The sequence below is a fragment of the Kitasatospora sp. NPDC028961 genome, assembly GCF_055564815.1.
In genome coordinates this window covers 67,701-89,330 of the sequence record NZ_JBVHVO010000014.1, presented here as the reverse complement: position 1 = coordinate 89,330, position 21,630 = coordinate 67,701, and the positions used below count along the sequence as shown (strand labels likewise).

The 21,630-nt window shown below is 74.9% G+C and carries 23 protein-coding genes and 1 pseudogene; 13 read left to right on the top strand and 11 right to left on the bottom strand.

Annotated features, from left to right (window positions below; translation table 11 throughout):
- Positions 1-52: 52 nt before the first annotated feature.
- On the bottom strand, positions 53-1,468 hold the full coding sequence (locus ACZ4UX_RS23445; protein WP_465708166.1) for a HAMP domain-containing sensor histidine kinase: 1,416 nt from the start codon (positions 1,466-1,468) through the stop codon (positions 53-55).
- A gap of 172 nt (positions 1,469-1,640) precedes the next feature.
- Between ACZ4UX_RS23445 and ACZ4UX_RS23440 the strand changes: the two genes are divergently transcribed.
- From ACZ4UX_RS23440 to ACZ4UX_RS23425, 4 genes are all read left to right on the top strand, one after another.
- Positions 1,641-2,255 (top strand): hypothetical protein, encoded by a 615-nt coding sequence (locus ACZ4UX_RS23440; RefSeq protein WP_465708083.1) that lies wholly within the window; start codon positions 1,641-1,643, stop codon positions 2,253-2,255.
- A 177-nt stretch (positions 2,256-2,432) separates the two neighbouring features.
- Complete coding sequence (locus ACZ4UX_RS23435; RefSeq protein ID WP_465708082.1) at positions 2,433-3,392, top strand: hypothetical protein; 960 nt, start codon at positions 2,433-2,435, stop codon at positions 3,390-3,392.
- A gap of 553 nt (positions 3,393-3,945) precedes the next feature.
- Positions 3,946-4,650, top strand: coding sequence for a response regulator transcription factor (locus ACZ4UX_RS23430; RefSeq protein ID WP_465708165.1), 705 nt, complete (start codon positions 3,946-3,948; stop codon positions 4,648-4,650).
- Between the two features lie 125 nt (positions 4,651-4,775).
- A complete protein-coding gene (locus tag ACZ4UX_RS23425; RefSeq protein ID WP_465708081.1) occupies positions 4,776-5,963 on the top strand; it encodes an MFS transporter in 1,188 nt (395 codons plus the stop codon).
- Positions 5,964-6,027: 64 nt separating this feature from the next.
- On the opposite strand, the gene ACZ4UX_RS23420 is transcribed toward ACZ4UX_RS23425, so the two are convergent.
- Positions 6,028-6,753, bottom strand: a complete 726-nt coding sequence (locus tag ACZ4UX_RS23420) for a TetR/AcrR family transcriptional regulator (RefSeq protein ID WP_465708080.1) — start codon at positions 6,751-6,753, stop codon at positions 6,028-6,030.
- Positions 6,754-6,763: 10 nt separating this feature from the next.
- Positions 6,764-8,023, bottom strand: coding sequence for a serine hydrolase domain-containing protein (locus ACZ4UX_RS23415; RefSeq protein WP_465708079.1), 1,260 nt, complete (start codon positions 8,021-8,023; stop codon positions 6,764-6,766).
- A gap of 407 nt (positions 8,024-8,430) precedes the next feature.
- Between ACZ4UX_RS23415 and ACZ4UX_RS23410 the strand changes: the two genes are divergently transcribed.
- Positions 8,431-8,643, top strand: a complete 213-nt coding sequence (locus ACZ4UX_RS23410; RefSeq protein WP_465708078.1) for a hypothetical protein — start codon at positions 8,431-8,433, stop codon at positions 8,641-8,643.
- Between the two features lie 112 nt (positions 8,644-8,755).
- Here the strand turns inward: ACZ4UX_RS23410 and ACZ4UX_RS23405 are convergent, their stop codons facing one another.
- From ACZ4UX_RS23405 to ACZ4UX_RS23395, 3 genes are all read right to left on the bottom strand, one after another.
- On the bottom strand, positions 8,756-9,559 hold the full coding sequence (locus tag ACZ4UX_RS23405) for an SDR family oxidoreductase (protein WP_465708077.1): 804 nt from the start codon (positions 9,557-9,559) through the stop codon (positions 8,756-8,758).
- A 48-nt stretch (positions 9,560-9,607) separates the two neighbouring features.
- Positions 9,608-10,501: an RNA polymerase sigma-70 factor gene (locus ACZ4UX_RS23400; RefSeq protein ID WP_465708076.1), complete on the bottom strand. Its 894-nt coding sequence runs from the start codon at positions 10,499-10,501 to the stop codon at positions 9,608-9,610.
- Positions 10,502-10,609: 108 nt separating this feature from the next.
- Entirely contained in the window at positions 10,610-10,975 is a 366-nt protein-coding gene (locus ACZ4UX_RS23395) for a DUF6461 domain-containing protein (RefSeq protein WP_465708164.1), read from the bottom strand.
- Between the two features lie 68 nt (positions 10,976-11,043).
- Here ACZ4UX_RS23395 and ACZ4UX_RS23390 point away from each other — a divergent pair, with 68 nt between their 5' ends.
- The 3 genes from ACZ4UX_RS23390 to ACZ4UX_RS23380 all read left to right on the top strand — a co-directional run bounded on the left by ACZ4UX_RS23390 (position 11,044) and on the right by ACZ4UX_RS23380 (position 12,650).
- Positions 11,044-11,190 carry a hypothetical protein gene (locus tag ACZ4UX_RS23390; RefSeq protein WP_465708075.1) on the top strand — a complete coding sequence of 49 codons (147 nt, stop codon included), beginning with the start codon at positions 11,044-11,046 and terminating at the stop codon, positions 11,188-11,190.
- Between the two features lie 70 nt (positions 11,191-11,260).
- Positions 11,261-11,998, top strand: coding sequence for a VOC family protein (locus tag ACZ4UX_RS23385; RefSeq protein WP_352291508.1), 738 nt, complete (start codon positions 11,261-11,263; stop codon positions 11,996-11,998).
- A gap of 211 nt (positions 11,999-12,209) precedes the next feature.
- Complete coding sequence (locus ACZ4UX_RS23380; protein WP_329491668.1) at positions 12,210-12,650, top strand: hypothetical protein; 441 nt, start codon at positions 12,210-12,212, stop codon at positions 12,648-12,650.
- A gap of 73 nt (positions 12,651-12,723) precedes the next feature.
- On the opposite strand, the gene ACZ4UX_RS23375 is transcribed toward ACZ4UX_RS23380, so the two are convergent.
- Positions 12,724-13,608, bottom strand: a complete 885-nt coding sequence (locus ACZ4UX_RS23375) for a helix-turn-helix domain-containing protein (protein WP_465708074.1) — start codon at positions 13,606-13,608, stop codon at positions 12,724-12,726.
- A 150-nt stretch (positions 13,609-13,758) separates the two neighbouring features.
- Here ACZ4UX_RS23375 and ACZ4UX_RS23370 point away from each other — a divergent pair, with 150 nt between their 5' ends.
- Positions 13,759-14,379, top strand: coding sequence for a YbhB/YbcL family Raf kinase inhibitor-like protein (locus tag ACZ4UX_RS23370; RefSeq protein WP_465708073.1), 621 nt, complete (start codon positions 13,759-13,761; stop codon positions 14,377-14,379).
- A 76-nt stretch (positions 14,380-14,455) separates the two neighbouring features.
- Here ACZ4UX_RS23370 and ACZ4UX_RS23365 read toward each other — a convergent pair whose 3' ends face one another.
- Both ACZ4UX_RS23365 and thpR read right to left on the bottom strand, forming a co-directional pair.
- Positions 14,456-15,406 carry an SDR family NAD(P)-dependent oxidoreductase gene (locus tag ACZ4UX_RS23365; protein WP_465708072.1) on the bottom strand — a complete coding sequence of 317 codons (951 nt, stop codon included), beginning with the start codon at positions 15,404-15,406 and terminating at the stop codon, positions 14,456-14,458.
- 244 nt (positions 15,407-15,650) lie between these two features.
- Positions 15,651-16,265 (bottom strand): RNA 2',3'-cyclic phosphodiesterase, encoded by a 615-nt coding sequence (gene thpR / locus ACZ4UX_RS23360; protein WP_465708071.1) that lies wholly within the window; start codon positions 16,263-16,265, stop codon positions 15,651-15,653.
- 62 nt (positions 16,266-16,327) lie between these two features.
- Between thpR and ACZ4UX_RS23355 the strand changes: the two are divergent.
- Together ACZ4UX_RS23355 and ACZ4UX_RS23350 are read left to right on the top strand one after the other, a co-directional pair.
- Positions 16,328-16,495, top strand: a pseudogene (locus tag ACZ4UX_RS23355) (DUF4232 domain-containing protein); the annotation flags it as partial.
- Positions 16,496-16,593: 98 nt separating this feature from the next.
- Positions 16,594-17,553, top strand: a complete 960-nt coding sequence (locus tag ACZ4UX_RS23350; RefSeq protein ID WP_329491663.1) for a GlxA family transcriptional regulator — start codon at positions 16,594-16,596, stop codon at positions 17,551-17,553.
- Between the two features lie 42 nt (positions 17,554-17,595).
- Here ACZ4UX_RS23350 and ACZ4UX_RS23345 read toward each other — a convergent pair whose 3' ends face one another.
- A complete protein-coding gene (locus ACZ4UX_RS23345) occupies positions 17,596-17,760 on the bottom strand; it encodes a hypothetical protein (RefSeq protein WP_465708070.1) in 165 nt (54 codons plus the stop codon).
- Between the two features lie 161 nt (positions 17,761-17,921).
- Between ACZ4UX_RS23345 and gap the strand changes: the two genes are divergently transcribed.
- Positions 17,922-18,920: a type I glyceraldehyde-3-phosphate dehydrogenase gene (gene gap / locus ACZ4UX_RS23340; RefSeq protein WP_329491662.1), complete on the top strand. Its 999-nt coding sequence runs from the start codon at positions 17,922-17,924 to the stop codon at positions 18,918-18,920.
- Positions 18,921-19,097: 177 nt separating this feature from the next.
- Here the strand turns inward: gap and ACZ4UX_RS23335 are convergent, their stop codons facing one another.
- The gene (locus tag ACZ4UX_RS23335; RefSeq protein WP_465708069.1) at positions 19,098-19,877 is read right to left on the bottom strand and encodes an SDR family NAD(P)-dependent oxidoreductase; all 780 of its coding nucleotides are present in this window, start codon (positions 19,875-19,877) and stop codon (positions 19,098-19,100) included.
- A gap of 697 nt (positions 19,878-20,574) precedes the next feature.
- On the opposite strand from ACZ4UX_RS23335, the gene ACZ4UX_RS23330 reads away from it, so the two are divergent.
- Positions 20,575-21,429, top strand: a complete 855-nt coding sequence (locus ACZ4UX_RS23330; protein WP_465708068.1) for a PRC and DUF2382 domain-containing protein — start codon at positions 20,575-20,577, stop codon at positions 21,427-21,429.
- Positions 21,430-21,630: the final 201 nt, after the last annotated feature.

Here is a 21,630-nt window from a genome sequence, read left to right as displayed (position 1 = left end):
TAACGTTCCGGTGACGAATGCTTTAAGGCACTTTCCGGCGTTCTTAAAGAAGCTACAACTCGCCGTGCCGGGGCCCGCCGGAAGCCGGCGCCGGCCCGGTGCGACCCCGGCCGGACCGGCGTGCGCGCCGCCGGCCGGCCCGTGGCCGCCGGACACCGGCCGGGGGGACGAACAGGTCCGGCGCCGGGCCGGCCGGCAGGGTCAGTTCGAGCTCCGTGCCGCCCAGCACGGACCGGCCCAGCCGCAACGCCCCGCCCGCGTCGGACGCCAGCCGCCGGACGATGTCCAGGCCCAGCCCGGTGGAGCCGTCCCGCGCGGTGCCGTGGCCGCGGCGCAGGGCGGCCACGGGGTCGGCGATGCCCGGTCCCGCGTCGCCGACGGTGACCACCACATGCGCGCCGGTCCGCAGCGCCACCGCGAAGCCGGTTCCCGCCCTGGTGTGCCGGAAGACGTTGCCGAGCGCGGCGTCCAGCGCGGCGGCCAGGTCCGCCCGGGCGACCGGTACCGGGGCCGGCCCCGGGTCCGAGGTCCAGTCCCAACGGCGCCCCTGGTCGTCGGCCAGCGCGGACCAGAACGCCATCCGCTCGCCGAGGACCTCGACGGCGTCGCACTGCGCCGGTTCGCGCGCCCCGCTGCCGGCCCGCGCACTGGTGATCACGGCGTCCACCTCGCGCTCCAGCCAGTCCGCCACCTCCCGGGCCTGATCGGCCAGCGGCCCGTCGTCGAGCGCGGCCGCGGTGAAGCGCAGCGCCGTGAGCGGGGTGCGCAGGCGGTGCGACAGGTCGGCGGCGAACTCCCGCTCAGCGGTGATCATCTGTCGCATCCGCCGGGCCATCGCGTTGAACGCCAGCCCCGCTTCGCGCAGTTCGTACGGCCCCCGGGTGTCGGCGATCGCCTCCAGGTCGCCCGAGCCCAGCGTCCGGGCGACCGCCGCCAGGTCCCGGGTGGCGCCCACCAGCCGGGCCGCCAGCCGGTCGGCGACCAGACTGGAGATCAGCACCAGGCTGGCGGCGACCCCGCCGAGCACCAGCCAGGTGCTCCGCAGGCCCCGGGTCAGGTCGGCGTCCACCAGGTACACCTCCACCACGGCGACCACGCCCGGCTCCAGGACCACCGGCCGCAGCACCGCGTACCCGCCCGGGACCGGCGCGGTGTACGCCCGCCCCTGGGCGGCGGCGGCGCCGACCCGCTCGGCGTCCGCGTGGGCCGCGCCGACCACCACCCGGGACGGCAGGTGGACGGCGATGCGGCCCGCCTGGCCCGCCGGGATGCCCGCCAGGGCGCGCCGCAACTGCTCCTGCTCGGTCGTCACCACGAGCACCGGTTCGATCGCGGCGGCCTGCTGCTCCGCCTGCGTGAACGCCCGCTCCCGGGCGAACTCGCGAACGGTGAGGGCCAGCGGGATCAGGAACGCCAGTGCGACCATCGCGGCCACCGCGACCGCGAACCGGGCCATCGCGCCCCTCACCGGAGCCGCGCCCCGGCTGTTTCCCGCGCTGTCCACGACATATTTCCCCACCTCTGAATTCGAGGGCCCCGGCCGCTCGTGAGCGAATACCCCTCGGCACCCGGACCGCCACTTCACGCGAATTACGGACCGCCGTCCCCGTGGCGCGGCGGCGTGGTGCAGGATAGCGGCCATGCGAATTCGGACCATGGCGACGGCATGGCTCGCCGCCACCGCGGCGGCGGCCACGATATCCTGGGCCGGCGTCAATCTGGTACTGCGGGAGGCGGTCTTCGGCCCGCCGGACGCGGTATTCGTTCCCGCCCGGACGAACGCCGCCCCCGGCACCCTGCCGCCGGTCTCCATCCCGGTGCCCGCGCCGTCCGGGAGCAGGACGCCGAGCGCGTCCGCCGCACCCCCTGCGGCCCCAGCGACCAGGAGCGCCGGCCAGGCCGGCGGCGGTCCGAGCGTCACGGGTACCCCGAGTGCCCCCGGCACGGCGGCCGGCGGCCCGGGCCCGGCGAGCGCCACCCCCGGCGCGCCGGCCGCCGCCGCGACACCGGCCGCGTCCCCGGCCGCCGGGGGCGACGACAACCGCGGCTACACCGTCCGGGGCGGCCGGGTGGCGCTGGCCCTCGGCCGCGACTCGGCGACCCTCATCTCCGCCTCACCCGGCCCCGGTTGGACGGTCCAGGTGTGGCGCACCAACACCTGGCTGCGGGTCGACTTCACCAAGGACGGCCGCACCTCCTCGGTCTTCGCCACCTGGAACGGTCACGCCCCACTGGTGGAGACCTACGAGCAGTGACGGGGCGGGGCTCAGACTTCGAAGAACTCCCCAACCCCCCTTCAACGATTCCCAACAGCGGTCCCCGTCGGCCCGTGCGTCCCCTAACGTCGCTGCCGCCGCCATGCCCCGACCGCCTGCCGCGCCCCCCACCGGCCCCGGCGGCGCCGGGTGCGAAGCCACCTCAGGAAGGCCCCCATGTCGCCAGGACCGCGTACCCGTACCCTGATCCGCCTCGGCAACACCGCCCGCGCACGCCGGATGGAGGCCGACCACGACGCCGTCGTCCAGGCCGCCGCCACCCTCGGACTCCCGTCCGAGCAGGCGGAGTTCGCCGGGGAGGAGGACGCCTTCGCGGTCTGGTCACTGCCCCGGGCCGACGCACTCGCCTACGTCCACCCGCCCGACCGGGCCTGGCAGGCGCACCCGCTGATGGCCGGCGCCCACCGGATCGGCGCCTGCGGCCTCGACGTCCTGCTGCCGCGCTTCGACCAGGCCGTCGCCGGAGGCACCCGGTTCGTCACCTTCTGGGAGCAGCCCCGGGGGCAGCGGGACGACGGCGACCTGTCCCCCAGTGCCTACGCCGCCGCCGCCGTACACCTGCTCCCGCCGCTGCGGCCCTCCTCCGCCGGTGCCCACGACCCGTTCGACGGCCTGCTGGACGGTCTCGACGGGGCACCGCTGCGGGCCGGCGACGCCGAGTGGATCCGCCACCGGGCCGCGTGGCTGGCCGACCTCTGGCAGCGGCTCGACTGGCCGACCCCGCCCACCACCATCCTGGGCGGCCGCAATCCCGCGACCTGCTACCGGCACCTGGGCACGCGCCAACTCGTGCTCACCAGGCCCCTCGTGCGCGGACAGCGGGAGTGGGACGTGGCGGCGGCCCGTTGGCGCTCCGACCTGCTGCACGGGCACCAGGGCGCGTACCGGGAATTCGCCGCCGCCTACGCGCAGTTCAGCCCGGGCCCGCTGTACGGCGGCGACCTGACGGACTGGGACGGCTACCCGGTCCTGCGCGAGATCCTCGCACTCGCCGACACCATGCGCGAGGTGCGCCGGGTGGACCTGGGCGGTCGGCACCACCGCGAGGCGCTGCACCGCCTGGCCTGCCTGCGCGGCGAGGTCGGCCCCGCACCCTGGCGCTGGTCCGTCACCTGACCGGGCGGCACCTCCCCTTCGCCGGCTCACTCACGGGCGGACACTTCCGTCACGGACGGTGATCACCCCAGGGGGCGGATAAATCGGACGTCGGGTACGTCCAGTGCCGATTCGGCGTGGATTCCTGTCGGCACTCTCCCGTTTGGCAGTATTGGTCACGCAGGCAACAGTATGCTGACCTATCCGAGGCACCCTCATGTTTCACTGAGGGTGATCTTGGACTGCCACCGCCTCAACCGCCCGGCAAGCGATCGAGGTGGGCGGCAGATGATCGAATACCGTCCGATCGACCGGCCACCCGGGCCGGGCGCCCGGCGGAGGAATGGCGGCGAAGCCACCGGGCGGGCCCGCCGGGCGGCGGACGGTGGGCGGTGGACGATCACCCGACGGGGGCCCCTCCCCCGTCGTACCCCCGTCCAGCCCTGCCCCCGTCCCGCCGTACCCCGCCGTCCCCGTGCTCGACGCCGCCGAGGCCTGGGCACCTCCCGCCCCACGAGAGAGTCCGAGCATGCCCGAATCCTCCTCGCGGCACCCGGCGGCATCCGCCCCCGCGATGCCGCACCCGACCGCGCCCACCGTCCTGGTGGTCGAGGACGACCCGCTCGTCCGCACCGTGCTGATCCGTCACCTCACCTCCGCCGGCCACCCCGTGCGCAGCGTGGGCACCGCCCTCGGCGCGCTGCGCGAGGTCGCCGCCTCCGGCTGCGACCTCGTGGTGCTCGACCTCGGGCTGCCCGATCTGGACGGCGGCGACGCGCTCAAGATGATCCGCAGCGTCACCGACATCCCGGTGATCATCTCCACCGCCCGCGACGACGAGAACGAGATCGTCCGGCTGCTCAACGACGGCGCGGACGACTACCTGGTCAAGCCGTTCTCCGGCAGCCACCTGAGCGCCCGGATCGCCGCCGTGCTCCGCCGCTTCGCGGCCACCGCACCCCCGACCTCGGACGTCCTGCGGGTCGGCGGGCTCGCCGTCGACACCCGGCGCCGCGAAGCCGCGCTCGACGGGCTGCCACTCGAACTCACCCGCCGCGAGTTCGACCTGCTCGCCTACCTCGCCGCCCGGCCCGGCACCGTCGTCACCCGCAAACAGATCCTCGCAGCCGTGTGGCAGGACAGCTACGGCAGTGTCCAGACCATCGACGTCCACCTCTCCTGGCTGCGCCGCAAGCTCGGCGAGAGCCCCGCCCGGCCCCGCTACCTGTACACCGTGCGCGGCGTCGGTTTCCGCCTGGAAGCCCCCGTCTCGCACTGACCCCCTCCCCCCTCCGTCGGAAGCCGGCGGGTCGCCTCATCTTGTTATGAACCAGTGGTGACAGCTATGGTTCAAAAATCGCCGCGCCCCGGCCCGGGGCGCCTCCGGACGCCGAGGAGCCCGCCGTGCCCGAGACGACCGCGCTCGCGCGCGGCTCCCGTGAGCCGCGCGGCACCGCCCTGACGGCGGGCGTCTGCGCGGCCCTGATCGCGGGTACCGCCATGGGCAGCGCGGGCGGCAACGTGATGCCGGTCCTGCTGGCGGGGTTCAGTACCCGGTTCCACCTGTCCGGGACCGCCGCGGGCCTCGTCGCCGCCGCGCAGCTGCTGTCGACGGCCGCCTCGGCCCTCTCGCTGGCCCGCCGCGCGACCCGGCCCGGGCGGGCGGCGATGGCCAGGGGCGGGCTCGCGGTCGCGATGGCGGGGCTGCTCGGCTCGGCCCTCGCACCCGGCGCGACCGCGCTGGTGCTGGCCAACATCGTGGCCGGCGCCGGGCTCGGCGCGGTCTTCGCGGCCTCCGCGGCCGCGCTCGCGGCCACCGGGGACAGCGACCGCGCCTCGACCGCGGCCGTGTTCGGGAGCACCGTGGTGATCGCGCTGCTGCTGATCGGGATCCCGCAGGCCGCCTCGGCGTGGGGCGGCGCGGCCGGGTTCGCGGTCGTGGCCGCCTGCTGCCTGCCGGCCTGGTGGCTGGTGCGCTCACTGCCCGAGGAGTGCGGGCCGGGGCCCGGGACCGTGGGCGGCGCGCCGCCCTGGTGGTTCCTCGGCGCGGTCGCGCTCATCGCGGCCACCGACCAGGGCGCCTGGTCCTACGCCGACGTGCTGGGCGAACGGCACGCCGGGATGGCGCCCACCGCCGTGGCCACCGTGCTGGCCGTCGCCGGGGTGGCCGCGCTCGGCGGCGTGGCCGGCGGCGCCGTCCTGGCGCGCCGGTGGGGGCGCCCGGTCACCGTGGCGCTGGTCCTGGCGCTCGAAGCGGTGGCGAAGATGCTGGTGGCGGCGTGCCCGCTGCCGCCCGTGTACGCGGTGTCCACCGTCGTCTGGCAGGTCTGCTACCTGGCGCTGCTGGTGCAGTTGCTGGCCGTGGTCGCGGCGGCCGACCCCACCGGCCGCTGGGCCGCGTCCGCCGGCGGGGCACTGGCGGTGGGCACCGGGCTCGGCCCGGCCGCCACCGGCTGGATCCTGGACACCGCGGGGGCGCCCCGGCTCGGCGCGGTCCTGGCCGTGTCGACCGCGGCCGCCGCGGTCCCGCTGCTGCGGGTGGTCCGCCGGGTCGTCAGCACCGGGGCGGCCCGCCCGGCGACCGGGCACTGAAGCCCGGAGGGCGGACGATCCGGCCGCCCGCTGTGCCACCCCGGACGCACCCGGCAGGGCGCGGCTACCGCCCCGCGGTCCCCCGGCCGGCGGCCCGGAGCGCGCGCAACTCCACGGCGTCGAGCAGCAGTTCCAGGACCGTCTCGAACTGGTCCTCGGCGTCGATCCCGGCCAGGTGCCCGGCCACCGAGGCCAGGTGCGGGTAGTCGGCCGGCGAGACGGCGAGGTACTCCCGCTGCCAGGCCGCCCGGTCGCCCTGCCGCGCGTCCTGGTCCAGGAACGCGACCGACGCCTCGTAGGAGGAGAGGGCCAGGGCCGTGTCGGCCAGCGCCCGGTAGTAGCGCGCGGCGTCGAGGTCGCCGAACCCGGCCTGCCGGAGGGCCCCGATGACCGCGTCCGCGCCGCGGAACTCGGCCGCCCGACGCGAGACCCTGGTCGCGACGAGCACGGCGATCGAGGGGTGGGCGAGGCAGGCGGCGCGGACCCGCCGCGCCAGCGAGGCGAGCGTCTCGCGCCAGGCCTCCTGCGGGACGAACCCCTCCAGCGACTCCTCGATCAGCCGCTCGGCCAGCCCGAGCACGATCTCGTCCTTGCTGGCGAAGTGGCGCAGCACCGCCGTGTGGTTGGAGCCCAGCTCCGTGCCCAGGCGGCGGAGCGTGAGGGCGTCGGGGCCCTCACGCTCGATCAGCGCTCTGGCCGTGTCCAGGATCAGCCCGCGGTTGAGCGAGGTCGTGGGCGGTCGGCCGCGCCTCGGTCTGGTCGTCGGCGTGCTCGCCCCGGGGTCCGTCATGCGACTCATCCTAGGTCGCGGGCACCGGCCCGGCCGTACCGCGGGCGGGCCGGTCGTCGCGGCCCAGGAAGTCGACCAGCGCGGTCAGCGCCGCCACCGTCTCGCGGTCACGTTCCTCGTCGTCGGCGGTCGGCCAGGCGCTGGTCTTGGCCACGACCGTGTCCGCCTCGGGGTCGACCCAGAGGTACTGGCCGTGGATGCCGAGCCCGGTGTAGGCGCGGCGGGGGCCGCCCAGCGTCCACCACTGGTTGGCGTAGCCGTAGTGCGGTGCTCCTCCGGGCCCGAGTGCGCCGACCCGCAGCTGCGGCAGATCCGTTCCGCGGGCGCGCTCGGTCCAGGCGGCGGGGACGACCTGGACGCCGTCCACGTTCCCGTGCCGCGCCATCAGCAGGCCGACCCGTGCCAGGTCACGGACGGTGGCGTTGAACGAGCCGCCGCCGACGGCGGTGCGGGGGCGTCCGCGGGTGAGGAAGTAGTAGGCGTCGCGCTCCGCACCGATGGGCGTCCAGAGCCGTTCGGCGGCGTACCGGGCCAGCGGCTTCCCGGTGGCCGCCTCCAGGATCCATCCCAGGACCTGGCTGTCCAGGGTCGAGTAGTTGAAGGCGGTTCCGGGCTCGGCGAAGGCGCGGGCCGACCGCACGACCTCCAGGACCGAACCCGTCCCGGTGACCGCCCGCTCGAACCGGTTGATCAGGGCATGCGGGTCGGTGTAGTCCTCCACCTCGCCGACGCCGCTCGTCATCTGCAGGAGGTGCTCGACGGTCGGCTCCCCGTAGGGACAGCCGGCCAGCTGCGGGCAGTAGGAGGCGGCGCTGCGGTCCAGCGAGGGCAGCGTGCCGTCCGCCAGCGCGCAGCCGATCAGGATCGAGGTGACCGACTTGGTCAGCGAGAACAGCTGGAACCGGCGGTCCGGTGCGGCGAACCGGCCCGGGTACTCCTCGTGGACGAGGGCGCCCCGGTGCAGCACCACGAACCCGGTGGTGTCGGTCCGCCGGTGCAGGTCGGCCAGGGTGCGCCGCTCGCCCGCGTGGCCGTAGCGGAAGTCGCCCAGGTCGCGCGGCGCGGAGGGCAGGCGGCGGGTCGGGCCCGAGCCGGTGACCGGTTCGGTGGGCATGAGGGCGGACATGTGAGTGAAGGTCCACTCGTTGAAGGGCCGGCGCACCGCCAGCGCGCCCTGGTTGCGCCACAGCCAGGCGCCGCCCGCCGCCACCCCGGCCAGCACCGCGGCCCCCGCCACCGCGGTACCCGTCGAACCTGCACCCAGCACCATGCACTCCCAGGATCCGCGGCCCGAACGATCATTTCGAACCAATGGTGACACCAATGGAACGCAATCTACCGGAGCACAGCCGACCACCGCGACCCTCCCCCAGCCCACACCCGATGCCGTGAGCGCTGCGGCATCGGCCGACTTCGGCCTCCGTCCCGTGAATCCACGCCGGGACCGGCCCCCAGCCGCGCCTCGGACGTCGAGCCGCGACTCGCCGAGTGCGGCGGGCAGGAGCGCGATGCCTCCTCCGATTGCCGGTATCGCGACCGGCCGACCCACTTCGCCGAAGCACTGACGGCGCCCGCTCCTCGTGGGCCCCGTCAGCCTCGCGCTCCGCCGATCAGGCGCCACGCCCAGACCGAGACCCAGGCCCAGGCCGGTGAACGGCCCCGGGGAGCCCGACGGCCATGACCACGCCCTGGCCGTCCCACCAGGACGTCAGCGAATCCCCCGCCTTGTTCCGGATCTCGGCCGAGGCCTCGACGCCTTCGATCCTCACCGTCATCGCCGCCTCGGAGCACCCGACGGCCATATATCGGAACGGAGCCGCCTCGGCGGTCGCCCGGGTGGCGGTCGCCTCGGTGTACCTCCCGGCGAGCACCTTCCCCGGGAAGTCCTGATGGGCGTCCGAAGAGGCGCCTGCGGGGACGCCCGCGGCGCGCACCGACGGGCGGGCCGGCCGCACGGGCGGCGCCGCCCCGACCGGCGCCGCCGCGTACGGTCGTGTCGGAGTCAGCGGGCGACCTTCTCGGCCAGGTACTCCTCCCAGGTCCGCCTGCCCGCCGGGCGGTCGGGCGCGGTCAGGGCGCCGGAGCGGAAGGCGGCCCCGATCCTCCCCGGAATGAAGACCGGCAGGACGGGACGGCGCTTGCCCGCCGCTCGCAGCCAGTCCCTGGCCAGGCGGTCGGCCGGGTACACGGTGGGTCCGGCCAGGTCCGGCACCCGCCCCCAGCCCTCGGCCGGGGGCGCACCGGTGGCCGGATCGCCCAGGGCCAACTCGACCAGGCGGTCCGCCACTTCGCCCTGGTCCACGGGCTGGCAGGGAGTACCGGACGGCACGACGACCACCGGCAGCTTGGACAGGAACCCGAAGGCCGTGTTCAGCAGCTCGGGGAACTGACTGGCGCGCAGATTGGTCCAGCCGATGCCCGAGGCCGCGAGCAGCCGCTCGCCCTCCCGCTTGATCCGGTAGTAGGGGTACGGGATCCGGTCGACACCGATGATCGAGATGTTGACGATGTGCTCGACCCCGGCGCGCGCCGCGGCCTCCAGCAGGTGCTCGAAGGCCGGGATGTCGTTCTTGAAGTGCCGGACGTCGGTCGCGCAGTGGATGACCGTGCGGACCCCGGCGAACGCCTCGTCCAGCCCGGTGCCGGCGGCCAGGTCACCGGTGAACCAGGTCACCCCCGGGTCGTCCGGCAGCACCGACCTGCGGGTGAGGGCCCGCACCGGCAGCCCGGCGCGGCGCGCCCGGTCCAGTACCTCCCGGCCGAGCACGCCCGTTGCGCCGGTCACCATGATCGCGTCGTTCTTCATCAGTCACAGCCCTTCTCGTTCTGCCGTCACCGATGAGGAACCGACGACTCACGTGTTCTGTGACAACCCGGAGCACTGATGCGCCAGAAAGGCCAGTTTGTCCGGGTTCCTGATGAGCCGCACGCCGGTGATGCCGGCACCACCGAGCTCCAGCGCACCGCAGGACGTCAGTTCCCCGCCCTCCCACCCGAGCACCATCGCCGTGCCGTTCGCCTCGACGACCTCGATCCGCACCCCGTTCGCCCACCGGGCGAACAGACCCGCCAGGAACCGGGCCACGTTCTCCCGGCCGACGACCGGCCGCCGCGCCGCTCCCACCTTGCCGCCGCCGTCCGACCAGGCGACGACCTGTCCGGCGAGCAGTTCCTCCAGCTGCGCCAGCTCGCCCTGCGCTGCGGCCGCCAGGAACCGCAGCACCAACTCACCGCTCTCCCCCTGGGAGGAGACGAACCTCGGCCGCTCGTCGCCCAGATGCTGCTTGGCCCTGCGGTACAGCTGCCGCGCGTTCGCCTCCGAGCAGTCGAGCACGCCCGCGACGTCCCGGTGGCTGTAGTCGAAGGCGTCGCGGAGCACCATCGCCGCCCGCTCGGGCGGGGTCAACCGCTCCATCATCACCAGGACGGCCAGCGACACCGCGTCCCGCTGCTCCACCGTCTCCATCGGCCCGAGCGCCCCGCCGTCGGTCCGGACCGGCTCCGGCAGCCACGGTCCGACGTACTCCTCGCGTCGGGCCCGCGCCGACGTCAGCCGGTTCAGACACAGGTTGGTGGTCACCTTGGCCAGCCACGGCCCCGGCGCGGCGATCCGCTCCCGCTCGGCACCGTGCCACCTCAGGTAGGCGTCCTGCACGGCGTCCTCGGCCTCCGCCGCCGACCCGAGCATCCGGTACGCCAACGAGAACAAGCGAGGCCGGTGCGCCTCGAACTCCTGAGCCTTCTCCATGGGAGCACACGCTAAATGATCACTCCCGGGAACCGGTACCTCGGCGGCGGACCGCCCGCGCGCGCGGAGCGGCGGAGGAGCCCGCGCCGGGCGACCGGATCGGCCAGATCACGCGACCCGGTCGGGACGTGGCCGGAGCTGGGCGCTGAGCACCGTCCCCCCGGTGAGACCGGCGGGGTCGACACCCGCACCGAGCCCCTCGGCGAGACGGTAGGAGAGGCCGCGCATGCCCAGGGGTCCGGTCTCCCCGGTGTCCGGGCAGGCGGCCAGCGCCCGCAGTTCGGCGTCGAAGCGGTGGGGGTCCCGGCCGGTGCGGTGCCGGGGCTCGATGCCTAGGAGGGTGTGCAGACCGGTGACCAGCTGCCCGTCCTCGGCGTAGCGGAAGTCCACCAGGGGCTTCTCGTTGGCGTGCAGGGACAGCGCCACCGTCCCCGCCGAGAGCTCACCGAGCAGGCCGTCGTCCTCGACGCACAGCCAACTGCCGTGCTCCCAGACCCACGCCCACGCCCCGTACCGGCCGGGCCCGGTGCTTCCTCGACGACGTGCAGGCGCCGGTCAAGGAGTTCGCCCTGATCAGGGGCGCCGGCCACTTCGCGTCGTTCCGCCACCCCGACCAGTTCCTGCACCTGATGCTCACCAAGGTCCGGCCGGTCGTCGCCACCGCCGGGCTCCACGCCGCGGGCCGGTGAGGCAGCCGGGGAGACGGGTCTTCCGCGCGCACTCGGGTGCGGGCCCGCGACAGCTTCTATGATCTTCGGCATGGCAACCCGACTTGTGCAGATCAACATGAAGGCCCGGGACGACTCCGCGCTCGGCCGGTTCTGGGCGGAGGCGCTCGGCTGGGGCCTCGACAGCGAGGGGCCCGGCGTGACCAACCTCGAACCCGTCGGCTTCAGCTATCCCGATCCCACGGCCGTCTGCATCGACCTCATTGCCCGGCCGGAACCCAAAACGGTCAAGAACCGGGTGCACCTCGACCTGGCCACCACCTCGACGGCCCATCAGACGGAGCTGGTCGCACGGCTGCGGGACCTCGGCGCGACGCTCGCCGACGTCGGTCAGGGCGACGTCCCCTGGACCGTCATGGCCGACCCGGAGGGCAACGAGTTCTGCGTCCTGGAGCCCCGCCCGGTCTACCGGGACACCGGGCCGATCGCCGCGGTGGTGGTCGACTGCGCCGACCCACGGGCGATGGCCCGGTTCTGGGGCGAGGCGATGGACTGGACGCTGCACGAGGTCACCGACGACTACGCGACCATGCGCTCCGCCGCAGGCGTCGGCCCCTACCTGGAGTTCATCCGCACCCCCGACACCAAGAGCGGGTGGAACCGCGTCCACCTCGACCTCCGCCCCTACCGCGGTGACGACCACGCGGCGGAGGCGGACCGGCTGCGCGCCCTGGGCGCCACCGACCCCGGTATCGACCAGTCCGAGATCCACTGGACGATCCTGGTCGACCCGGAAGGCAACGAGTTCTGTCTCCTCAGCCCCGGCTGACTCCGGCCGAGGCCCGACCGGCTCCGACCGGCTCCGACCGGCCCGGAGAGCGCGGGCGTCCGCCGCACCCGGATGGCGGACGCCGGCAGGACCGGGGACCGGCCGGCGCCGGGCCGACGCGGCCTCGCCCGCGCGAGGGGCGGGCGCCGCTCCACCCGATCGCCGAGGCCCTGCTGCGCGGGGCCGCGGCGGGGCAGGCTAGTTTACTCGGGTGAGTCTCCTCGATGATGTGGCCGAGCACGACAGCTGGCGATGCTGGGTGTGCGACGAACCGGTCGACCCCGACAAGTCGGTGAACGACCCGCGCGGGCCCAGCGTTGACAGCCGGACCGCCGACCGGAAGGCCAAGGTCGCCGAGCGGCTCGCGCACCGCGGGTGCAACTCCCGCAAGGGCGCGGTCAAGGTGGTCATCGCCTGGCCGGACCGCCTGTACGTGGTCGAGCCCGCGCCGCTGATCGCCGTGGCCGCGAGGCTGGAGCGCAAGGGCGGCCGCGAGATGGTGGGCCGCTGCCCGACCAGGCAGGACGCCCAGGAAGCCGCGGACTGGCTGGTGGACCGGTTCTCCCGACTGGTACCGGACCTGCCGGTGACCGCCCACATCGAGCCGGGCGGCGGCCAGTTCCTCGTCACCCTGGCCACCGGCCGCCGCTGACCGGGGATCACCGGCACGAGCGTCACAGGCCGAACCAGCGCCCGGGCGGGGCCCGTCCGGACGGTCCGGCGGCTCAGGCCGTCCGGGCCGCCTTGAGCACCTGGGCCGACGTGCCCACGGCGCCCTGCGAGTAGCCGGCGATCAACAGGCGCAGCGCCCGCTCGGTCACCCCGTCCGCCGGGGTGAGCACCATCAGCCGCTGGTCGGAGCCGTCCGTGGCGGCGAGCTGGTCGTAGCAGAGGGCCAGCTCCCCGCCCACCGGGTGTCGCATCCGCTTGCTGCCGTGGGACCGCTCGCGCACCGTCCTGTCCTCCCACCAGAGGGCGAACTCCGGGCTGCCGTCCAGGAGTTGCGCCACGACCGCGTGCAGCCGCGGGTCACCTCGATGCCGTGCGGAGGCCGAGCGCAGCGCGCCGACCGTCTCCCGCGCGAACTGCTCCCAGGACGGCTGGGTCCGGCGGTTCTCCAGGTCCAGGAAGGTCAGGCACGCCGTGTTGGCGGCCGTACCGGTGCCGAACCCGTCGCCGAACAGCACGCGGGCCGCGCTGTTCCACGCCAGGACGTCGAGGCGGTGGTCGATGACGTAGGCGGGCAGCAGCGGCATGCCGTCCAGCACCGCCCGCAGGGACGCCGCCGGCGCGGTGGCGACATGCCGGCGCGGGGGCACCTCGCCGCGCGCGGTGAGGTGCACGTACTCGCGCTCCGCGGGGGTCAGCCGCAGCGCGTCGGCGATCCCCTCCAGCACCGCCGAGCCGGGGGTCCCGGCGCGGCCCTGCTCCAGCCGGATGTACCAGTCGACGCTCACCGCCGCGAGCTCGGCCACCTCCTGGCGGCGCAGGCCCGGGGTGCGGCGGCGCGCGCCCGCCCGCAGGCCGACGTCGCCCGGCAGGGTCCGCTCGCGCGTCGCCCGCAGGAACGCGCCCAGTTCGGCGCGGGGCCCGTTCCGTCGATCGTTCACAGCGACATCGTCGCCGGTCGGGCGCCGCGCGGTCCACGCCGGAGGGTGGCACGCCGCGTACCAGGATGCGCGCGGCCTCCCCCGGGATGCCGGGCGCCGGAAGGCTGGTCCCGACCGAACACCACCGTGCGACCCGGAACGGAACCACCCATGAAGCGCTCGACCCGCGTGACCGCACTCGCCGCCACCACGGCCGCCACCCTCGCCCTCGCCGGTACCGCCTCGACGGCGGCCCACTCCGCCACCCACCCGGACCGCTTCGGGCACACCGAGGTGCGCGCGGGCATCCCCCGGCACACGCCCCGGTTCACCGTGACCAGCCCCGACTGGCGGAGCGGGACGGTCCCGGCGGCCGGCTACGCGAACGCCTTCGGCTGCTCCGGTGCCAACCAGGCACCGACCGTCCACTGGTCCGGCGCCCCCGCCGGCACCCACAGCTACGCCGTCTCGCTCTTCGACCCGGACGCGCCGACCGGCAGCGGCTTCTGGCACGCGATGACCTGGGACATCCCGGCCACCGTCACGACCCTCACCGGCGCCACGCCGGCCGGCGCGGTCGCGGGGCCCAACGACACCGGTGCCACCGGCTACCTGGGCCCCTGCCCGCCGGCCGGCGACCGCGCGCACCACTACGTGCTCCGGGTGGTGGCGCTGGACGTGCCCGGCCTGGGCCTGGCCGCGACCAGCACCCCCGCCGTGGCCTCCTTCTCGATGGCGATGAGCGGACACATCCTCGCCACCGCGGAGCTGACCGCCACCGCCCGGCGCTGACCCGCCCCCCGCTGACCGCCCCGGCTCCCGGGGCGGCGCCGACCACGACGGTGGCACGGAGCACCGGGAGCCGCGTCTAGAGGAGGCCCAGGTGGGGCTCGACGCCGGCCCCGTCGCAGCTGGCGTCCCACAGGCGCCCGGCGACGGCCGGATCGGTCATGTGGGCCCGCGCGGGCTCCAGCCGCGGCGCGCCGCGCAGGCCGAACGCCCTGGGTCCCCACAGCTGCCCGCCCCGCACCCGCGGGTCCAGGACCGCCCGGACGATCGGCCACGCCCCGGCGTCCTTGCCCTGGAGCAGCAGCCCGGCGGGCAGCGCGCGCAGCCGGGTGCCCCGGGACGCCGCGTGCACCCCCGGGCGGCTCGGGGTCAGGGAGTCCAGGGCGCCGCCGGGGTGGGCCACCACGCTGAGCAGGGTGCTGCCGCGGGCGCGCAGGCGGCGGTCCAGCTCGAAGGCGAAGGACATCTGCGCCAGCTTCGACCGGCCGTAGGTGCGCCCGGGGCGGTAGTCCCGGAGTGACTGGAGGTCGTCCGGGTCCAGCCGCTCGGAGCGCGCCGCGAAGCTCCCCACCGTGACGATCCGGGCGGCCGGCGCCGCGGACAGCAGGGGCGCCAGTGCCCGGGTCAGCGCGACGTGGCCGAGGTGGTTGACCCCGAACATCAGCTCGTGACCGTCCCCCGTCGTCCGCCGCGGCGGGTCGTCGAGCGCGACGCCCGCGTTGTGGACCACCGCGTCGAGGTGGTCGAGCCCGAGGCCGTCCGCGGCACCGCGCACGGACGCCAGGTCGGCGAGGTCCAGCGGAAGGTGGCGCAGCCGGGCGGCGGGAACGCGCGACCGGATCGCCGCCATGGCGGCACCCGCCCTCCCCCGGTCCCGGCAGCCGAGCACCACGACGGCCCCGGTCGCGGCGAGCTGCTCCGCGACGAAGTAGCCGATCCCGGCGTTGCCTCCGGTGACCAGGAAGGACTTGCCGGCGGCGGACGGCAACCGGTGGACGTCCCACGGCGGGCTCAGGGGTGCGGGGGTCATGACGAGTGGCTCCTTCGACTGGGGGAGGTGTGCGGACGGCGGCGCCGACCTGACCCATCACACAGCGGCCGACTCACCGATCACTGATAGATCGCCGTCATCACCGACAGCCCCCCGTCACCTCCCCGAACGCACCGCCGAACGCACCGCCGGGCACGGCGCCCCGGCCGGCGTTCGGGGGCCGCTCGGAGGCGGCTGATCCCCCGGGCCGCCCACCGCAGCTGCAAGGCCGCGAGGCCGTCGGTCACGGCTCGCTGGGAGCGTCCTCGCCGCCGGAGCGGGCGGCGGCGAATCGCCATGCCTCGATGTCGCGGTAGCGGATCGGCCCGGGGCCGCGGCCGATGTTGCTGCCGACGAGGTGGAGGCGTTCGGTCCGCCAGGACCGGCCCACGAACCCGGCGAGTCCGGCCGCGGCCTGCGGCACGCTGGTGGGGTCGTCGCGGCGGGACCGTGCCAGCGTCAGATGGGGGCGCAGGGGGCGTTCCGTGAACGCGATCCCGCAGGACCTGATCACGCTCCGGACGTCGGCGGCGAGCAGGTGCAGTCCGTCCAGGTCGCCGTCGATCCCGCTCCACAGCAGGCGCTGGTCGAAGTGGCCGCCGCCCCGCAGGCCCAGGCGCAGAGCCGGGCGCGACGCGGCCTGGCCGGCGAGCGCCGACCGCAGCAGCGGCACCGCCGTGGCGGGCAGTTCACCGAGGAAGGCCAGGGTGATGTGCCAGTCCTCGATCCGGTTCCACCGCAGCCGCGGGTACCCGGCGTAGGCGGGTTGCAGGGCCCGGGCCAGTTCGTCCTTGGCATCGTCGGGCGGGGCCAGCGCCACGAAGACGCGCAGGGTCGAGGGCTCGGGTCGATCGTCCACGAGGGGGCAGGCTAGCCGAGGCCGGTCCGCCCGCGCGCGCCGGGGGTGAGAGCGCGTGGCGGGACGGGCGCGGCTCGGGCGTTCGCGTCACCGGGCCGGTCGTGACCCCGCCGGACGAGACGAGGCCGGTCTCCCTCACCTGGCCGGGCACCGGCGCCCTGCCCGTCACGGACGGCGGCGGCTCCCCGGTGGAGGTCGGCCCGATCGGAAGCGCCGGCCAGGGCGACTGACGCACCCACCGGGCGCACCGCCGACGGCCGGCCGGTGCGCCGCCGGCCGGCCCGCGTCCGGGGCCGACCGGGGTCACGGCTCCACGTAACCTCGTCCTGTGCCCGACTCCCGCCTGCTCCGCGTCGCCGTCCTCGTCCTCGAGGGCGCGAAACCGCTCGATGTCGGCATTCCCGCCCAGGTCTTCACGACCCGCGCGAGCATGCCGTACGAGGTGCGGGTGTGCGGGGCCGCGCCCGGTCCGGTGACCGGCGGCGACGGCCTGTCGTACCTCGTCGCCCACGGCCTCGACGCGCTGGCGTGGGCCGACATCGTCTTCGTCCCCGGGTACCGGTTCCCGGGCCGCGACGACCCGCCGCGGGCCGTCGTGGACGCGCTGATCGCCGCCCATCACCGGGGCGCGCGGCTCGCCGCCATCTCGACGGGCGCCTTCGCGCTCGCCGCCACGGGCCTGCTCGACGGCAAGCGCGCCACGACGCACTGGCACTACGCGCGGGCGCTCGCGGCGAAGCACCCGCTCGTCCAGGTCGACGAGAACGTCCTGTTCGTCGACGAGGGCAGCGTCCTGACGTCCGCCGGCGCGGCCTCGGGCATCGACCTGTGCCTGCACATCCTGCGCGGCGACCTCGGGGTGGCCGCGTCGAACCACGCCGCCCGGCGCCTGGTCGCCGCCCCCTACCGCAGCGGCGGCCAGGCGCAGTACGTGCCGCGCAGCGTGCCCGAGCCGCTCGGCGAGCGGTTCGCCGCCACCCGCGAGTGGGCGCTGCACCGGCTCGGCGAGCCCCTCACCCTAGAACTGCTCGCCCGGCACGCCGCGGTGTCGCCGCGCACCTTCTCGCGGCGCTTCGTCGACGACACGGGGTACACGCCGATGGAGTGGGTCATGCGGGCCCGCCTCGACCGGGCCCGTGAGCTGCTGGAACGCTCCGAGCGGCACATCGAGCAGATCGCCGCCGACGTCGGGCTGGGCACCGGTGCCAATCTGCGGCTGCACTTCCGTCGCATCCTCGGCACGACGCCGAGCGAGTACCGGCGCACCTTCACGGCCCAGCAGTCCTAGGAGCAGCCCGGGCCGGGCCGTTCCACGCGGGGTGTTCCGGGTCTACGGCGTCCCGGCCGGGGGCGGGCCGGAGGCGCCGACGGCCTGGGCGCAACGCGTGGCGAGGTACGCGAGCGCGCACCCGAGTTCGGGCGGGCCGACGACCTCGATGTCGGCGTCGAAGCTGCCCAGGGCGGCCGGGCCGGTCCAGGACCAGGAGCCGAGCACGACCTCGCCTCGTCGCCTTCCTGGACGAGGGCCGGGGCCCGCTCGGATCACCTTCGAGGACGGGTGAGCTGGCGTGATCCTTTTGAACCGTGGCAATCACGCCGCTGTCGTGAGCGGGCGCCGTACGCGAGATTTGGTGGTGAACCGAAGGGACACCACTCATGACGCGCATCGCCATCAACGGATTCGGCCGCATCGGACGCAATGTGCTGCGTGCGCTGCTGGAACGTGACAGCGACCTGGAGATCATCGCGGTCAACGACCTCACGGAGCCCGCCATCCTGGCGCGGCTGCTCGCCTACGACACGACGGCCGGCCGGCTCGGCCGCCCGGTGACCGTCGACGGGAACGCCCTCGTCGTCGACGGCCGTCGCATCACGGTGCTCGCCGAGCGTGAACCCGCGCAGCTGCCGTGGGCCGAACTCGGCGTGGACATCGTGCTGGAGGCGACCGGCCGCTTCACCTCGGCCGGGGCCGCCCGCGCCCACCTCGCCGCCGGCGCGAAGAAGGTCCTGGTCAGCGCACCGTCGGACGGTGCTGATGTGACGCTGGCGTACGGGGTCAACACCGACGCCTACGACCCGGCCGCGCACACGATCGTCTCGAACGCCTCCTGCACGACCAACGCCCTCGCGCCACTGGCCGCGGTGCTCGACGACCTCGCCGGCATCGAGCACGGCTTCATGACGACGGTGCACGCCTACACGCAGGAGCAGAACCTGCAGGACGGCCCGCACCGCGACGCCCGCCGGGCCCGTGCCGCCGCCGTCAACATCGTGCCGACCACGACCGGCGCCGCCAAGGCGATCGGCCTCGTGCTGCCGAACCTCGACGGCAAGCTGTCGGGCGACTCGATCCGCGTGCCGGTGCCGGTGGGCTCGATCGTCGAACTCAACACCACCGTCACCCGCGACGTGACGCGCGACGAGGTCCTCGCCGCGTACCGCGCCGCGGCGCAGGGGCCGCTCGCCGGCATCCTCGAGTACTCGGACGACCCGCTCGTGTCGTCCGACATCACGGGCAATCCGGCCTCGTCCATCTTCGACTCGGCCCTGACCCGCGTCGACGGCCGACACGTCAAGGTGGTCGCCTGGTACGACAACGAGTGGGGCTTCTCCAACCGCGTGATCGACACGCTCCAGCTCCTCGCCGCCAACTGACTGCGGGTCAGCTACCGCGGAACGCTCGACCGGGATCTCCCGGTCGAGCGTTCCGCACGCGCGCACCCGACAAGCAGCGGATGAACGGGCCAGCCCCGCTCAGTAGGTGAAGTGGGTCGAGTGCCCGGTGGATGTTCCGCCCGCCCGGTCCGGTGTCAACCCGTCGGGGGTTGCGGATCACCCCGCAGGGATCGGGCCGAGGTAGGTGCCGCCTGAGACGTCGAGGGTCTGGCCGGTCACCCAGCGGCCCCGCGGCCCCGCCAGGAAGCCCACCACATCGGCGACGTCCTCCGGTTCGCCGATCCGTCCGAGCGCGGTGATCGACTCCAGTCCGGCCACCGCCTCGGGAGCGCCCGTCCACCCGGCGGTCATGTCGGTCAGCACCACTCCGGGTTCGACCGTGTTCACGGTGATCCCGCGTCGGCCGAACTCGTTGGCAAGCGACGGGCCGAGAGCGGCCAGCGCCGCCTTGGTCACGGTGTAGCCGATCTGGAGGGGGCTCGCGATCCGGGTGGCCGCCGAGCCCACGTTGACGATCCGGCCGCCGTCCCGCAGCAGGGGCAGCGCCCGCTGGATCACGAAGATCGGCGTGCGCACGTTGACCGCGAGCAGCCGTTCCAGCTCCTCCTCGGTGAGCTGCCCGATCGAACTGGCCGAGTGGACACCCGCGTTGTTGACCAGGATGTCCAGACCGTCGGCGCCGTGCTCGGCCAGCCCGGCGGTCAGTCCCTCGAACAGCCGGTCCACCGCGCCGCTTTCGCCGAACCCGGCCCGCACCGCGAACGCCACACCGCCGGCCTCGGCGATGAGCGCCACCGTCTCGTCGGCGGCCGCTCGGTTCGCACCGTAGTGGACCGCGACCAACGCCCCCTCGGCGGCGAGCCTTCGGGCGACGGCGCGCCCGATCCCGCGCGAGCCGCCCGTCACCAGGGCGGCCTTGCCGTCCAGTTCCCCCACGTCGTCTCCCCCCGTCGGCGTCCCGGCCGGAACCGGGGCCGGTCTCGAAGCAAGGTCCGGAGTTCCGCCCCCGTCGAAGGGGCGAGGACGTCCGGGACCCGGGATCGGCTCGTGCCGACCGATGGGCCCACCCTCTGGACCGCACTGTACGGGAGGTTCGAGGACGAAGTCCGGGGAACGCGGAGGCCGGGCCACCCGGCACCATCGCCGGTGCGTCCGCAGCGGTGGCTCCGGACGCACCGGCGATGGTGCCCCACGGGTCGACCGGAGTCACGGGCCGATGTCACGGGCCGATGTCACGGGCCGGAGTCACGGGCCGGAGTCACGGGCCGAAGCCGCAGGCCGGAGACCCTCGGGCGGCCGGTCCCGGATCCACCCGACCCAGGTCCTCCCCACCGGCTCCGGAGGGTGACCGGCACCGACCCCGGCGGTGGGCCGAACGGGTGAACCGCAAGCTCTCCCGCCGCCGACCACCCGCCACCCACCGTGTCGCCACCAGCACGGGTACGCCCCGTTCCCGGGGCCCGCTCGCCGACACCGGCAACGCTCCGTCGCCACCACGGCCGCAGCCCCATCCGGGCCATGGCGCAAGCGGGTTCATGAGACCGGTGACGCTGAGCGAACGTCATGCGGGAGGCCGTTTCGGCTCGGTCCCGATGGCAAGGCGCTCCTCAGACCCATGGAGGAGGCGTAACTGATGATCACCGAACAGCAGATCCGTACCGTCCTCGACCACCCGGTCCACGATGCCGACGGCCACCGCATCGGCAAGGCCGACCACCTGTTCCTCGACGACATGACGGGCAAGCCGGAGTGGGTGAGCGTCAAGACCGGATGGTTCGGGACGAGCGAGTCGTTCGTCCCGATCCGCGACGCCCGGATCGTCGACGACCACCTCGAAGTGCCCTACCCGAAGGCCACCGTCAAGGACGCGCCCAACGTCGACGTCGACGGCGGCAACCACCTCTCCGCCCAGGAGGAGCACCGTCTGTACGACCACTACGGCATCGCCTGGGACAACGCCTGGCACGAGGCCAACCAGCCCGGCGACGGCGGGTGGGCCCACTCCGGGGACCGGACCGCGGCCACCGGCGCGGCAGGCGCTGCCGCCGCCACCGCGGGTACGGGCGCCCGGGCGGGTACCGCGGCCGACCAGGACGACGCGATGACCCGCTCCGAGGAACGGATGACCGTCGGGACCGAACGCCACGAGGCCGGCCGCGCCCGCCTGCGCAAGTACGTCGTGGAGGAGGAGCAGCAGCGGACCGTACCGGTGCGCCACGAGGAGGTCCGCGTCGAACGCGAGCCGATCACCGAGGCCAACCGGGACGCCGCACTCGCCGGTGAGCCCATCGGCGAGGCCGAGCACGAGGTCGTGCTGCACGAGGAACGGCCGGTGGTCCGGACCGAGGCCGTGCCGGTGGAACGGGTGCGGCTGACCACCGAGGAGCTCGTCGAGCAGGAGACCGTGACCGGCACGGTCCGCAAGGAGCGGATCGAGGCGGAGCTGCCCGAGGACCCGCCCGCGACGGGCAAGGACCGGCGCCGCTGAGCCACCGGCGCCGCCGAGCGCGGTACCGGTGTCCGGACGGGCACGGGAGCAGAACGCGCGGGCGGGCACGGCCGGGGTCGCCAGGACCCCGGCCGTGGCCCCCCTCCCCCCCCCCCCCCCCGAAGCACCCCCCCGCGCAACCTCGCTGGTCCGAGGTTTGGGGGGGGAGGACACCAAAGCTACTCCCCCCCCCACCCCTGA